1 protein-coding gene is annotated in these 16,431 nt (G+C 73.9%); it reads right to left on the reverse strand.

The features are described 5' to 3' along the window. Nucleotides 1-32: 32 nt before the first annotated feature. Nucleotides 33-16,427: a type I polyketide synthase gene (locus tag ELQ39_RS01015; RefSeq protein ID WP_242590626.1), complete on the reverse strand. Its 16,395-nt coding sequence runs from the start codon at nucleotides 16,425-16,427 to the stop codon at nucleotides 33-35. Nucleotides 16,428-16,431 lie beyond the last annotated feature (4 nt).

Consider the following 16,431-nt stretch of genomic DNA (forward strand, 5'->3'; position numbering starts at 1 on the left):
ACCATCCTCCACGATTCCTCGACCATCGGTGGTCAGCTCGTCTTGCCCAAAGCCCGTTGCACCAGACCGGCAACGTCCATTGCGTCGATCAGTTCCTCGGTGCCGGCCGCCGTCGCCTCCCCGGCCGCCGGCCCGTCCGCGTTCGCGTCGCCGTCGACGGCGCCTCCGGCGCCACTGCCACCTGCGCCACTGCCGTCTTCGGCGAGGCTCAGGAGGGCGTCCAGGACGCCGGCCTCCTTGAAGCGGGCGAACGGCACGGACGCCAGCACCCGCCTGAGGTCGTCCTCGCGCGCGTCCGGCCCGTCGTCGGCCTCCTGGAGCAGCTCGGCCCGCAGATAGCCGACCAGCGCCTCCGGAGTGGGGTAGTCGAAGATCAGCGTGGCGGGCAGCCGCAGTCCGGTGGCCGTGCCGAGGCTGTTGCGCAGGTTCACGGCGGCCAGGGAGTCGAATCCGACCTCCTGGAACGCCTGGCGTGGACCGATGCCCTCCGCGCCGCCGTGGCCGAGGACGACCGAGGCGTGGCCGCGTACGAGGCGGAGCAGGAGGCGGTTCTGCTCGGTGTCCGAGACCGCCCGCAGGGAGTCGGCGAGGGACGCGGCGGCGCCGCTGTCCTCGCTGTCCTGCCGTGCCGCCTGGAGCACCGCCTTCGCCTCGGGCAGGTCCGCGAACAAGGGGCTGGTGCGGACCGAGGTGAACGCGGGGACGAAGGCCCCCCAGTCCATGTCGGCCACGGTCACGAACTTCTCGTTGCCCTGCACCGCCTGGACCATCGCGGTCACTGCCAGCTCGGGGGCCACGGGCAGCACACCGCGGCGCCGCAGTTGGGCGAGGGCGGCCTCGTCCATGCCCACGCCGATCTCGTCGAGCGCGCCGCAGGCGATCGCCGTCGCCCTCAGTCCCCGGGCGCGGCGCCATTCGACCAAGGCGTCGAGGACGGCGTTGGCCGCTCCGGACGGGCCCTGGCCGCCGCCGCCCCACACGCCGGCGATCGAGGAGAACACCACGAACGCGTCCAGCGGCGTGTCCTGGAACCGTTCGTCCAGCCACACTGCGGTGTCCACCTTGGCCGCGAACACCTCGGCGAGGGCGGCCTCGTCGGTGTCGTCGAGGCCGCTGGTTCGGGTGATGTCGGCGGCGTGCACGACGGCGGTCAGGGGCTGTTCCGGCACGTCCAGCAGACGCGCGATGGTCTCCCGGTCCGTGTCCGCGCAGGACTCCACGGCCGTGACGAGGCCCAGCCCGGCCAGTTCGGCGGCGAGGTCCGGCACGGCTCCCTCGGGTGCCTGCGCCGTGGTGGTGACGACGAGCCGGTCGGCGCCGGCGAGGGCGAGCCGCACCGCGACGTGCCTGCCGAGTCCTTCGGCGCCGCCGGTCACCAGGACGGTGCCCCGCGGCTGCCAGCGGCCGTCACCGGCCGTCGCGTCCGGCACCGGCTTGCGCAGCAGGCGGCGGCTGTAGACGCCCGACCGCCGGACCGCGAGCTGGTCCTCGTCACCGGCATCGTTCAGCACACCGAGCAGGAACTGGCCCGTACGCGCGTCCGTCCTGGCGGGCAGGTCGACCAGGCCGCCCCAGCGGTCGAGGCGTTCGAGGGCGGCGGCCCGGCCCAGTCCCCACAGCGCCGCCTGGGCCGGCGAGGTGAGCGTGTCGTGGATGCCGATGTTCACCGCACCCCTGGTCAGGCACCACAGAGGCTGGGTGACCCGGCTGTCCGCCAGGGCCTGGATCAGGGCGAGCGTCGAGGCCGTCACGGCGAGCGGGTCCTGCGGGCCGCCCGCCGTCCGCTCGTCCAGCGCGAGCAGGGACAGCACCCCGGACACGTCGCGTCCGGGGAGGACGGCGGTGAGCCGCTCGACGAGACGTGCACGCGTCCGGTCGGAGTCGTCGACCTCCAGCAGGACCATGTCGAGCCCTTGGCCGGCCAGCTCGTCCAGGAGGGCGTCGATCGCGGTGTCGTCCGGACGCTCCGACGGTACGACGACCAGCCACTGCCCACCCGGCACACCGACGGCCTCGCGTTCCAGGGGCTGCCAGGTGACGTGGTAGCGCAGCTTCTCGGCACTGGAGCGCTCACGCCGCTTCCCCCGCCATTCGGCGAGGACGGGGACGACACTGCTCAGCGCGCCACGGTCCTCCGCCGACTCCGTCTCCAACAGCTCGGCGAGGGCGTCCAGATCGGCGCGCTCCACCGCCTCCCAGAAGTCGGAGTCCGCACCCTCCGCGACACCCGCGGCCTCGTCGGCCCCTTCCGCCTCCTGGAGCCAATAGCGCTGGTGGTCGAAGGCGTACGTCGGCAGTTCGAGCCGCGCCGAGGTCGCCCCGGCCGGGAGCACGCCGGTCCAGTCGACGGTGACGCCGCGCACGAACAGTTCGGCCATCGAGGCCAGCAGGCGACGCAGGCCCCCGTCGTCGCGGCGCAGGGAACCGGTCACCAGGGCTTCGGAGTCGGCTCCGGCGGCGTAGACGGTCTCGGTGATCGGCTGGACCAGCACCGGATGCGCGCTGACCTCCACGAACGCCCGGTGACCCTGGCCCAGCAGGTCGGTCACGGCGGGACCGAAGCCGACCTGGCCGCGCAGGTTGCGGTACCAGTAGGCACCGTCCAGGACACCCGCCTGGTCCACCCACTCGCCGGTCACCGTTGAGTAGAAGGGCACCATCGGCGCCTGTGCGTTCACCCCGGCAAGAGTGTCGGCGAGGGTGTCGCGGATGTCCTCCACGTGCCGGGTGTGCGAGGCGTAGTCCACCGCCACCCGCCGCACCCGCACGCCCTCGGCCGACAGGGCCTCCAACGCCTCGTCCAGCGCCTCCGCATCACCCGCGACGACCACGGAGGACGGGCCGTTGACGGCCGCGACCTCCACCCGGTCCGCCCAACGCGTCAGACGGGAAACCGCCTCAGCCTCGCTCAGCGCCACCGAAGCCATACCGCCCCGCCCGGCGAGCTGATCGCGGATGGCCTGACTCCGCAGCGCCACCACCCGCGCCGCATCCTCCAGCGACAACGCACCCGACACACACGCCGCAGCAATCTCACCCTGCGAATGACCGACCACCGCATCCGGCAGCACACCCACCGACGACCAGACCGCCGCCAGACCCACCATCACCGCGAAACTGGCCGGCTGAAGCACATCCACCCGCTCCAGCAACGCGGGCTCCACCTCACCCCGCAACACCTCGATGAGAGACCAGTCGACCCACGGCTCCAAAGCAGCCGCACACTCCGCGATGCGCCCCGCGAACACCGGCGAGGCGTCCAGCAACTCCCGGCCCATACCCGCCCACTGCGAGCCCTGCCCCGGGAACACCCACACCACCTTCCCCGGCACACCAGAACCCGCACTACCGGACACCAGGTTGGTACCGCTCTCACCCCGCGCGAGGACCCGCAGACCCGCCACGGCGTCGTCCCTGGAGTCGGCCACGACCACCGCACGCTCACCCAGCGCCGCGCGCCCGGCGACCAGCGCACCCGCCACCGAGGCCGGCGACACCCCGTCGCTCTCCTCGACGAAGGCAGCAAGCCGCCCCGCCTGACCGGCCAACGACCCCGCACTGCGCGCCGACACCACCAACGGCACCACCCCAGCAGAAGGCAGAGGCCGCGGGGCGTGCTCCTCGGCGGGCGCTTCCTCCAGGATCAGGTGTGCGTTCGTCCCACTGGCTCCGAAGGAGGAGACACCGGCCCGGCGCGGCCGGCCCTCACGCGGCCACTCCCGCGCCTCGGTCAGCAACTCCACCGCACCCGCCGACCAGTCCACCTGCTCGGTCGGTGTGTCCACGTGGAGCGTCGCCGGCATGATTCCGTGCCGCAGCGCCTGCACCATCTTGATCACACCGGCCACACCCGCCGCCGCCTGCGCGTGCCCGATGTTCGACTTCAGCGAACCGAGCCACAGGGGCCGTTCGGCGTCGCGGTCCTTGCCGTACGTGGCGAGCAGCGCCTGCGCCTCGATCGGGTCGCCCAGCGCCGTACCCGTACCGTGCGCCTCGACGACATCCACGCCGTCGGCCTCGATACCGGCGCTGGCCAGCGCCCGCCGGATCACCCGCTGCTGCGACGGACCGTTGGGCGCGGTGAGGCCGTTGGACGCGCCGTCCTGATTGACCGCGCTGCCCCGCAGCACCGCCAGAACCTTGTGCCCGCGTTCCCGGGCCACCGACAGGCGCTCCAGGACCACGACGCCGACACCCTCCGCCCAGCCCGTGCCGTCGGCCGTGGACGAGAAGGCCTTGCAGCGGCCGTCGGCGGACAGACCGCGCTGGCGGGAGAACTCCATGAACGCGTCCGGGCTGGCCATGACGGTCGCGCCGCCGGCCAGCGCCATCGAGCACTCGCCCTGCCGCAGTGCCTGCGCGGCCAGGTGCATCGCCACCAGCGACGACGAGCAGGCCGTGTCCACGGTGACCGAGGGACCCTCGAAGCCGAAGACGTACGACACCCGGCCCGACGCCACACTCGCCGCCGTACCGGTCATGAGATAGCCCTGTACGTCCTCAGGCACCTGGCGGAGCCGGGTGACGTAGTCGTGGTGGACGATCCCGGTGAAGACGCCGATGTCTCTGCCCCTGGTGGAGAGCGGGTCGATGCCCGCCCGCTCCAGCGCCTCCCACGACGTCTCCAGGAGGAGTCGCTGTTGCGGGTCCATCGCCAGCGCCTCGCGCGGTGAGATGCCGAACAGTGCGGCGTCGAACTGCGCGGCATCGTGCAGGAATCCGCCGGACCGGGTGTAGCTCGTTCCGGGGTGGTCCGGGTCCGGGTGGTACAGGCCGTCGAGGTCCCAGTCGCGGTCCACCGGGAAGCCGGAGATCGCGTCCCGCCGCTCCGTCACCAGCTCCCACAGTGCCTCGGGGCTGTCCACACCGCCCGGCAGGCGGGTGCTCATGGCGACGATCGCGAGGGGCTCGTCCGTGGCCGGCGCCGCTCCGGCGACCGGGGTGGACGGCGTCCGCGGTTGTTCGCCGAGCAGTTCGGACCGCAGGTGGCCGACGAGCGTCTCGGGGGTGGGGTGGTCGAAAACCAGGGTGGCGGGCAGTTCGACACCGGTGAGGTCCCGGAGCCGGTTGCGGAGCTTGACCGCCCCGAGGGAGTCGAAGCCGAGGCTCTTGAAGGACTGTTGCGTGTTCCAGTCGAACGCGTCCGGGTCGCGGTGACCGAGCACGACGGCGACGCTCTCCTTGACCAGGTCCGTCACCGCGCGGTGCTGTTCCTGGGCCGGGAGCCCGGCCAGGCGTCCGGCGAAGGCTTCGTCCGTTGCCCCGCTCCCCGCGGTCGGGTGGACGTCGGTGTCGGACGGCAGGGCGTGCCGGGTGGCGGCGGTGTCGACCCAGTACCTCTGGTGCTGGAAGGCGTAGGTGGGCAGCTCGGTGCCGGTGGCGGTGGCGGGGGTCGTGCGTCCGAGGACGGCCGGCCAGTCCACGGGTACGCCACGCACGTGAAGGTGCGCGAGTGCCGTCAGGACGTCGGCGGGTTCGGTGCCGTCCTTGCGGAGGGTGGCCACGCAGCCCTGTTCCTGGACGCCGGGCGAGCCCAGGGCGAGGGCGGTGAGGACGGCTCCGGGGCCCAGTTCGAGGTAGGTCGTGGCGCCCTGCGCGCCGAGTGCGGCGAGGGCGTCGCCGAACCGGACCGCGGCACGGGCCTGGTCGACCCAGTAGCCGGGGGTGGCGAGTTGTCCGTCGGTGGCCAGTTCGCCGGTGACGGTGGAAACGACGCGCAGGGCGCCGGGCTGGTACGACAGTCGCTCGGCGACGGTACGGAACTCCTCGAGCATGGGCTCCATCAGCGAGGAGTGGAAGGCGTGACTGACGGTCAGTCTGTGCGTCTTGTGGCCGCGCCGTGCCAGTTCGCCGGCTACGCCGAGTACGGCGTCCTCGGTGCCGGAGAGCACCAGCGCGTCGGGGCCGTTCACCGCGGCGACGCAGACTACGCCGTTCGCCCGGGCGAGCAGGGGCGCGAGGTCGGCCTCGGTGGCCTTGACGGCGACCATCGCACCGCCTTCGGGCAGGGCCTGCATCAACCGGCCGCGCGCGGCGACGAGTTCGGCCGCGTCCTCCAGGGCGAGGACCCCGGAGACGTGGGCGGCGGTGATCTCGCCGACGGAGTGTCCGGCGAGGAGGTCGGGGCGGACGCCCCAGGAGGCGAAGAGCCGGTACAGCGCGGTCTCCAGGGCGAACAGCGCACCCTGGGTGTACATGGTGCGGTCGAGCAGTGCGCTGCCGGGGGTTCCGGGGGTGGCGAGGACGACCTCGCGCAGCGGGAGCGCCGCGTGCCCGCGCAGGTGTGCGTCGACGGCGTCGCACGCGGCGTCGAAGGCCTGCCGGAAGACCGGGAAGCTTGCGGCGAGTTCGCGGCCCATGCCGGCCCACTGGCTGCCCTGTCCGGTGAAGAGGACGGCCAGTTTGCCCGTGGCCGGGGTGCCGGTGACGGCCGCGGGGGTAGTCCCGCCCTGCGCGAGGGAGGTCAGGTCGGCGTGGAGCTGCTGCCGGTCGGAGGCCAGGACGACGGCGCGGTGGTCGAGTTGGGCGCGGGTGGTGGCGAGCGCGTGAGCGGTGTCCGTGAGCGGTGTGCCGGGCCGCTCGTCGAGGAAGCGCGCGAGCCGGTCGGCCTGGCCGCGCAGCCCGGCCGGTGTCCGCCCCGACACGGGGACGAGGACGGGCCCGGGCACGGGCGCCGGCGCGAGGACGCCGGGCGCTGCCTCCTGCATGCCGGGCGCTTCTTCGAGGATGACGTGGGCGTTGGTGCCGCCGATGCCGAAGGAGGACACTCCGGTCCGGCGCGGGCGGCCGTCGCGCGGCCATTCCCGTGCCTCGGTGAGCAGTTCCACGGCGCCCGCCGACCAGTCGACGTGGGTCGAGGGCCGGTCCACGTGCAGGGTGCGGGGCAGGAAGCCGTGCCGCATCGCCATGACCATCTTGATCACGCCGGCGACGCCCGCCGCGGCCTGCGTGTGCCCGATGTTCGACTTCACCGAGCCCAGCCACAGGGGCCGTCCGGCCGGCCGGTCCTGGCCGTAGGTCGCCAGCAGCGCCTCCGCCTCGATCGGGTCGCCGAGCGTCGTCCCCGTACCGTGCGCCTCCACGGCGTCCACGTCCGAGGTCCGCAGCCCCGCGTCGGCCAGGGCCCGGCGGATCACCCGCTGCTGCGAGGGGCCGTTCGGCGCGGTCAGGCCGTTGGAGGCGCCGTCCTGGTTCACGGCCGTACCCCGGACGACGGCCAGGACGCGGTGGCCGTTGCGGCGGGCGTCCGACAGCCGCTCCACGAGGAGCAGCCCCGCGCCCTCCGACCAGCCGGTGCCGTCCGCACCGTCCGCGAAGGCCTTGCACCGGCCGTCGGGGGCCAGGCCGCGCTGCCGGGAGAACTCGACGAACGTCTCGACGGTGCCCATCACCATCACGCCGCCGGCCAGTGCCATCGTGCACTCGCCCCGGTTGAGGGCCTGCGCCGCCAGGTGCAGGGCGACCAGGGAGGAGGAGCAGGCGGTGTCGACCGTGATGGCGGGGCCCTCGGTGCCGAGGTGGTAGGCCACGCGGCCGGAGGTGACGGCGCCGGAGGAGCCGGTGAGGCGGAATCCCTCGACACCGGCCGCCTGGTGCGTGCGCACGCTGTAGTCGTGGCTGTTGACGCCGACGTAGACGCCGACGTCCTGCCCGGCGAGGGTCGTCGGGTCGATCGCGGCGCGCTCGAAGGCCTCCCAGGACGTCTCCAGCAGCAGCCGCTGCTGCGGGTCCATCGCCAGTGCCTCGTTGGGCGAGATGCCGAAGAACGCGGCGTCGAACCCGGCGGCGTCGTCGAGGAAGGCACCGTGGCGTACGTACGTCGTGCCGGCGTGATCGGGGTCCGGGTGGAAGATCCGGTCGGTGTCCCAGCCCCGGTCGTCGGGGAACTCGGTGACGACGTCGACGCCGTCGGCCACGACCCGCCACAGGTCCTCCGGGCTGTGCACGCCGGCGGGGAAGCGGCAGGCCATGCCGACGATCGCGATCGGCTCGCCACCCGGCTCCGGGGCGGCGGGGACAGCGGGCGCGGAGGCAGCGGGGTCGGCCGTTTCGGCCGTACGGGGCGCCGCACCTCCGACGAGCCTGCCGCGCAGATGCTCGGCGAGCGTCGCGGGCTTCGGGTAGTCGAAGATCAGCGCCGGGGAGAGGGTGAGACCGGTCGCGGCGACCAGCCGGTTGCGCAGTTCCACCGCGGTCAGCGAGTCGAACCCGGCGTCCTTGAACGGCCGGTCGGCCCGGATCGCGTCGGCGGTGTCGTGTCCGAGGATTTCGGCGGCGTGCCGGCGCACCAGGTCGACCAGCGCCTCTTCCTGCTCGGTGTCGTCCAGGCCGGCGAGGTGCTCCGCCAGCGAACCGCGCGCCGCCCGCGTCGCCGTCCCGGCCACCGGGCGCGGCGCGGGCGCCAGCCCCCGCAGCGGCGCCGGCAGGGGCCCGTCGGCCGCCGCGGCGCGCAGGACGGACAGGTCGAACGTGGCGGCCAGCAACGCGCCGTCCGCGTCCGCCGCGCCACTCAGGGCGGCGTCGAGGAGGGCCATGCCCTCGGCCGCGGTGAGACCGGTCATGCCGATGCGCCGGTTGCGCCGCAGGTCGGCGGCGTCCAGGTGCTCGGTCATGGCGCTGACCGTCGACCAGTATCCCCAGGCGAGGGAGACGGCCGGCAGTCCGAGCCGGTGCCGCTGCCGCGCCACCGCGTCCAGGCAGGCGTTGGCCGCGGCGTAATTGGCCTGCCCCGGGTTGCCGAGGATGCCCGCCGCCGAGGAGAACAGCACGAAGGCGGCGAGGTCCAGGTCCCGGGTCAGCTCGTCCAGGTGGCGGGCCGCGTCCAGCTTGGGCCGCAGTACGGTGTCGATCCGTTGCGGGGTCTGCTCGGTGAGCACGCCGTCGTCCAGGACTCCGGCGGTGTGCACGACGGCGGTCAGGGGGTGCCCGGCCGGTATCGCCCGCAGCAGCGCCTCGACCTGCCCCCGGTCGGACACGTCGCAGGCGGTGACGGTGACGGTCGCGCCCAGCTCGGTCAGCTCCTCGCACAGGTGCGGGGCGCCGCCGCTCCGGCTGGCCAGGACCAGGTGACGGACGCCGTACGCGGTGACCAGGTGCCGCGCCGTGAGCGCACCGAGCGTCCCGGTGCCGCCGGTGATCAGGACGGTGCCCTCGGGGTCGAGCCGGCGGGCGTGCGGCCCGGCTTCGGGAGCCGCGCCCCGCACCCGGACGAGGCGGGGCACGGACGCGACGCCGTCGCGCACCCGCAGTTGCGGTTCACCACTGAGGACGGCGGCTGTCAACGCGGACGCGGAGTCGTGCGGGGCGGGCCAGGGATCGTCGTCGACGTCCACGAGGACGACGCGGCCCGGGTGCTCCGACTGCGCCGACCGCACCAGTCCCCACACGGCCGCAGCGCCGAGCTCGTCGCAGTCCCCCGTGACCACCGCCAGCCGGGCCCCCTCCGGTGCGGGCGCCGCCAGCCAGGCCTGCAGTACGGCGAGGGCCGCGCCGGCGTCCTCCCGTGGGTCACCCGCCGCGGATCCGCCTCGGACGTCGTACACCAGGAGGTCGGGAGCGGCCCCGTCCCCGGCGACGGCGGCGGCGACGTCGGCACCGTCTCCGACCGGCACGACGACGGGAGCGCGGTCCACGGCGGCCGGTGACAGGCGCGTCCAGTCGACACGGAACAGTGCGTCATGCGGCAGCGCCCCGGCGATCCCCGCCCGTTCGGGAGAGAACGGCGCCGCGCGAACGCCCTCGACGGTCATTACGGGCCGCCCCGCGGGGTCGGTCAGCAGGAGGCGTGCGTCCTGGTCCGGCGCCGCGTCCCGACGCACGTGCAGTGCGGTGGCCCCCGACGCGTGGAGAGCCACTCCGGACCACGCGGACGGGACCATGCCGCTCGGGACGACGGTACGGACGGCGGCGTCGAGGAGCGCCGGGTGCACCCCGTACCGCTCCGCGTCCCGCAGTGCGGCACCGTCCAGCTGCACCTCGGCCGACTCTCCGTCCGGCCCCGCGACGGCGGGCCTCTCCCGGCCGTCGGCGGACACGAGCGTGCCGTGCGCGTGCCGTACCCACTCCGCGTCCAGCGGCACGTCGGCGGCCCGGGAGTACACCTCCACCGGTCGCCGCGCCCCGTCGGACTCGCCCACGACGACCTGGATGCTGCGATCACCGCCCAACGGCAGCACGACCGGCGTGTCGACGGTCAGTACATCGATGACGGGGACGGCCGCCAGGTCACCGAGCCGGATGGCCAGTTCGACCAGAGCGGCGTTCGGTACGACGACGGAGTCGGCCACCACCTGGTCCGCGAGCCAGGGGTGCGCCCCGGGCGACCACCGGGACGTGGCCACGAGGCCACCCGAGTTCGGCATGCCCACGACGGCACCGAGCAGCGGATGATCCGACCCGGCCAGCCCGAGGGAGGCGGCATCGACGGGGCCTGCATCGGTGGCCCGGAGCCAGTAGTGCTGGTGGTCGAAGGCGTACGTCGGCAGATCGAGCCGCGCCGAGGTCGCCCCAACCGGGAGCACGCCGGTCCAGTCGACGGTGACGCCGCGCACGAACAGTTCGGCCATCGAGGCCAGCAGACGGCGCAGGCCTCCGTCGTCGCGGCGCAGCGAGCCGGTGACCAGGGCTTCGGAGTCGGCTCCGGCGGCGTAGACGGTCTCGGTGATCGGCTGGACCAGCACCGGGTGCGCGCTGACCTCGACGAAGACGCCGTGCCCTTGACCGGTCAACTCCGCGACAGCCGGGCCGAAACCGACCTGGCCGCGCAGGTTGCGGTACCAGTACGCGCCGTCCAGGACGCCGGCGTCCTCCACCCACTCGCCGGTCACCGTCGAGTAGAACGGGATCGACGGTGCCTGGGCCTCGACCCCGGCAAGCGTGTCGGCGAGGGTGTCGCGGATGTCCTCCACGTGCCGGGTGTGCGAGGCGTAGTCCACCGCCACCCGCCGCACCCGCACACCCTCGACCGACAGGGCCTCCAACGCCTCGTCCAACGCCTCCGCATCACCCGCAACGACCACGGAGGACGGGCCGTTGACAGCCGCCACCTCCACCCGGTCCGCCCAACGCGTCAGGCGCACCGAGGCGTCGGCCTCGCTCAGCGCGACCGAAGCCATACCCCCACGCCCGGCGAGCTGCCCAGCGATGGCCTGACTCCGCAGCGCCACCACCCGCGCCGCATCCTCCAGCGACAACGCACCCGACACACACGCGGCAGCAATCTCACCCTGCGAATGCCCCAGCACCGCATCCGGCTCGACCCCGACAGACGACCACACGGCCGCCAGACCCACCATCACCGCGAAACTGGCCGGCTGAAGCACATCCACCCGCTCCAGCAACGCCGGCTCCACCTCACCCCGCAACACCTCGATGAGAGACCAGTCGATCCACGGCTCCAAAGCAGCGGCGCACTCCGCGATCCGCTCCGCGAACACCGGCGAGGCGTCCAGGAGTTCCCGGCCCATACCCGCCCACTGCGAGCCCTGCCCCGGGAACACCCACACCACCTTCCCCGGCACACCAGAACCGCTCACCCTTCCGGTGACCAAGCCGGCCGGGCTCTCGCCGCGCTCCAGCGCCCGCAGGCCGGCCAGGGCCTCCGCGCCCGACTCGGCCACGACCACCGCACGCTCGCCCAGCACCGCACGCCCGGCCACCAGCGCACCCGCCACCGAGGCCAGCGACACCCCGTCGCTCTCCTCAACGAAGGCAGCAAGCCGCCCCGCCTGACCAGCCAACGACCCCGCACTGCGCGCCGACACCACCAACGGCACCACACCAGCCGAAGACAGAGGCGGCTCAGCCACCTCCTCCGGCGCCTCCTCCAAAATCAGGTGCGCGTTCGTCCCGCTCACCCCGAACGCCGACACACCCGCCCGGCGCGGACGACCCTCACGCGGCCACTCCCGCGCCTCAGTCAGCAACTCCACCGCACCCGCCGACCAGTCCACCCGCGAGGACGGCGCATCGACATGCAACGTCGCCGGCATGACCCCATGCCGCAACGCCTGCACCATCTTGATCACACCGGCCACACCCGCCGCCGCCTGCGTATGACCGATGTTCGACTTCAACGACCCAAGCCACAGCGGTCGTTCGGGGTCCCGGCCCTTGCCGTACGTGGCGAGCAGCGCCTGCGCCTCGATCGGGTCGCCCAGCGCCGTACCCGTACCGTGCGCCTCCACAACATCCACGTCGGCCGCCGACAGCCCCGCACTGGCCAGCGCCCGCCGGATCACCCGCTGCTGCGACAGTCCGTTCGGAGCCGTCAGGCCGTTGGACGCGCCGTCCTGATTGACCGCGCTGCCCCGCAGCACCGCCAGCACCCGGTGTCCGCGCTCCCGGGCCACCGACAGGCGCTCCAGGACCACGACGCCGACGCCCTCCGCCCAGCCCGTGCCGTCGGCCGTGGACGAGAAGGCCTTGCAGCGGCCGTCGGCGGACAGTGCCCGTTGCCGGGAGAACTCCACGAAGTTGTCGGGGGTCGCCATGACCGCCACACCACCGGCCAGGGCCATCGAGCACTCGCCCTGCCGCAGCGCCTGCGCGGCCAGGTGCATCGCCACCAGCGACGACGAGCACGCCGTGTCCACCGACACCGCCGGGCCCTCGAAACCGAAGACGTACGACACCCGGCCCGACGCCACACTGGACGCCAGCCCGGTGCTGGCGAAGCCCTCCAGTTCCGGCGGGACGGCGCCCGTTCCGTACCCCTGGCCGAAGAGCCCGGAGAACACGCCGACATCGGCGCCCTTCAGCGACAGCGGGTCGATGCCCGCCCGCTCCAGCGCCTCCCAAGATGTCTCCAGGAGCAGCCGCTGCTGCGGGTCCATCGCCAGCGCCTCACGCGGCGAGATCCCGAAGAACCCCGCGTCGAACAACCCCGCGCCCTCCAGGAAGCCGCCCTGGTTCGTGCAGGAGGTCCCCGCACGGTCGGGGTGTTGCGGGTCGAAGAGGCGTCCCAGGTCCCAGCCCCGGTCGCCGGGGAAGTCCGAGACCGCGTCGACACCTTCGGCGACCAGCTTCCACAACTGCTCCGGCGAGGCCACCCCGCCGGGCAGCCGGCAGGCCATGCCGACGATGGCGACCGGGTCAGCAGGATCGACGGGCTCGACAGGGGCGGCGGCCGGGTTCGTGGCCGCTGCGGGCGCCGAGTCGCCGAGGATCTCGGACCGCAGGTACGCCGCGAGGTCCGCCGGGGTCGGATGGTCGAAGGCGATCGTGGTCGGCAGCCGGAGCCCGGTCCGCTCCGTCAGCCGGTTGCGCAGGGCGACGACGGCGAGCGAGGTGAAGCCCAGGTCGCGGAAGGCCCGGTCGGCGGGGATCAGCGCGGCGTCCGCCAGATGCAGGACGTCGGCGGCCAGCGTGCGGACCAGGTTCTCGAGGTGTGTCCGTCGGTCGCGGTCGTCCATCGCGGACAGTTCGGCGCGCAGGGAGGCCGTGCGGGCCGGGTCAGGCTCGCCGTCCCGGGCGGGCGGGCGGACCAGGGCGCGCAGGAGGGCGGGCACCCGCCCGCGCCCGGTCGCGCGCGTCGGCAGGACGGCCAGCGGCGCCTGGGGGTCGGTCGTCAGGGCGATGTCGAACGCGGCGAGCAGCTCCTGCCGCAGCGTGCCGGCCCCGGCACCAGCGTCGGTGTCGGTGTCGATGTCCGCAACAGCATCGGCGTCGGTCAGACGTCCGTTCCAGGTGAGGAACGAGCCGGGCTGGTTCCGCAGCCGGCGGTTGCGCACGACGGCTTCGCAGAGCGTCCCGTCGACGTTCGCCGCTGGGTCGTCCGGGCTGCCCGGCAGCCCCGCGGCGCCCGGCGTCACCACGACGAAGGCCGTGAGGTCGTTCCCCGCGGTCATGTGGTCGAGGCACCGCGTCAGGGCGGGGTCCCCGGCGGCGTCCACCACCGCGTGGACCGGCTTCCCCAGGTCGGTCAAGTCGGCCAGAGCGGCCCGCAGCGGATCGATTTGCGCCGTGTCCGCGGTGACCCGGACGACGCTCGTGCCGGGGAAGGCCAGGGCGTCGCCGGGGGTGGCGTCCGGGCCGCCGGGGGCGCCGACGAGGAGCAGGGAGGTCGCACGGTGGGCCGTGACCAGGCGGTGGGCCAGCGCGGCGCCGTGTTCCGTGTCCGCGCCCGTGACCAACACGGTGCCGGTGGTGCCGGTGTCTTCCGACCCGAAGCCCTTCTGCGGCCGGTCCGTGACGGGCAGCGGGGTCAGGCGGGGAACGAGCAGGGCCGCCGAACGCACCGCGATCTGCGGCTCGTCACTCGCGAGCACCGCCGACAAGGTGTCCGCCGAAAAGGTGTCGGCCGGCAGAGCGTCCGGGGACAGCGTGTCCGGGGACGGGTCCGGACCGTCCAGCACGTCCAGGACCGTCAGCCCTTCCGGCCGGGTCTGCTGGAGGGAGCGCGCGGCGCCCCACAGTGCGGCCTCGGCGAGGTCCTGCACGGGGTCCGTGCCGGTGGCCGCGACCGCGCCCCGGGTGAGGAGCACCAGCTTGCCGTGGGCCGCCCCCGGCAGTGCCGTCCAGGCTTCCACCTCCCGCGCCAGCCAACGGGCCCGCTCCCGGCCGGCGCTCACGGCGTCCGTACCCCGTCCAGCAACGGATTCGCCGTCCCGCCCGCGGACGGTTTCGCCCGCGGACGCGGCCGGCGGCACCAGGACCGTCACGTCGGGGGGCGGGTCGCCGTCGGCCATCGCGGCGCGCGCCGCCGCCAGGTCGGCGTAGTGGCGGACCTGGGTGCCGGCTGCCTGCAGGGCGGTCACGAGCCCGGCCGCCGGGCCGGCCACCGCCCAACGGGTACCGGCCGGTGGGGCGGTGGCGGGGGCCGGTGCGGTGACCCACTCGACCCGTGTCAGCGCCTCGTGGTGTCCGACGGTCGCGTAGCGCAGTCGCCCGGGCTGCTCGGCCAGGAGGAGGCGCTTGGTCTTGCCCGACGGGGTGCGGGGAATGCTCGCGACCTCGCGGACGCGTTCGGGCACCTTGTAGGCGGAGAGCCGCTCGCGGCAGCGGGCGATGAGCGCGGCGGGGTCGTAACCGTTGGGCCCGGGGACCACGTAGGCGACGGGTACTTCGCCGAGCGTGTCGTGGGGTGCGCCGGCGACGGCCGCGTCCGCGACGCCCTCGACGGTCCGCAGGACCGCCTCGACCTCCTCGGGGTGGATGTTCTCGCCGCCGCGGATGACGAGTTCCTTGATGCGGCCTCGGATGGTGAAGTATCCGGCGTCGTCGCGCCGGGCGAGGTCTCCGGTGCGGAACCAGCCGTCGCGCAGCGCCTCGGCGGTCGCGTCGGGGGCGTTGTGGTAGCCGACCATGACGTTCGGCCCGCTGACCCAGACCTCCCCGTCCGTTCCCGTCGGGACGTCGGTGCCCGTGGCGGGGTCGACGACGCGGACGTCGACCCCGGGTACGGGCAGGCCGCAGGAGCCGTCCACCCGGGGGCCGTCCGGCGGGTTCATGGTGATGGCGCCGCAGGTCTCGGTGCTGCCGTAGGCGTCGACCAGCGGTACTCCGAGGGTCTCCTCGACGTCGCGGCGCAGGCCGGCTCCGGTGACCGCACCGCCGACCAGGCCGATGCGCAGGTCCGGGGCGCTGAAGCCGTTGTCGCGGGCGGCCGTCACCAGGTGGTGGTAGGTGGTGGGGACGCCGGCGAGGAAGGTCGAGCGGTCCTCGGTCAGTACCCGCATGACGTCCTCGGCGGAGCTGCCGTCCATGAGCCGTGCGGTGGCGCCGGAGACGGTGACGGACAGCACGCACGCGATGTGCGAGAGGCTGTGGAAGAGCGGCAGCGGCCACAGCACCCGGTCCCGGTCCGTCAGGCCGGGGATCGGTACGTAGCTGGAGGCGACGGACCACAGGCAGTTGCGCTGGGTCGACAGCACGCCCTTGGGGCGGCCGGTCGTTCCCGAGGTGTAGAACATCCAGGCCACGTCGTCCAGGGCGAGGTCGTCCCTGGCGGGCACGGGCGGTTCGCCGTCGGCGAGTTCCTCGTACGCGTGGACGCCCGGCCCCTGGGGCAGGCCCCGCGGAGCCCCGCCGGTCACGACGAGCACGGTCTCGGGCAGCTCCCCCGGGGCGCCCCTGAAGTTCCGTGCCCGGGCGGTGTCGGTGATGACCAGGGCGGCGCCGCTGTCGGCGAGCAGGTACTCCAGCTCGGCCGGTGCGGAGGCGGGGTTGAGCGGCACCCCCACGCCTCCGGCGCGTACGATCGCCAGGTAGCTCTCCACGGTGGACACGGTGTTGCCGAGGCAGAGGGCCACGCGGTCGCCGCGCTCGACGCCGAGGTGCGCCAGGTGTCCGGCCAGTCTGCGTGTCCGTGCCTCCAGGTCCCCGTAGGTGACCGCGCGCCGGTCGTCCGCGAAGGCGACCTTGTCGGGGAAGCGGACCGCGTTCTCCAGAAGTGCGACGGGCAGGGGCTTGATCAGGTCGGTGCGCACTGGG

It is taken from the genome of Streptomyces sp. GB4-14, from assembly GCF_022696125.1.
Lineage (GTDB): Bacteria > Actinomycetota > Actinomycetes > Streptomycetales > Streptomycetaceae > Streptomyces > Streptomyces werraensis.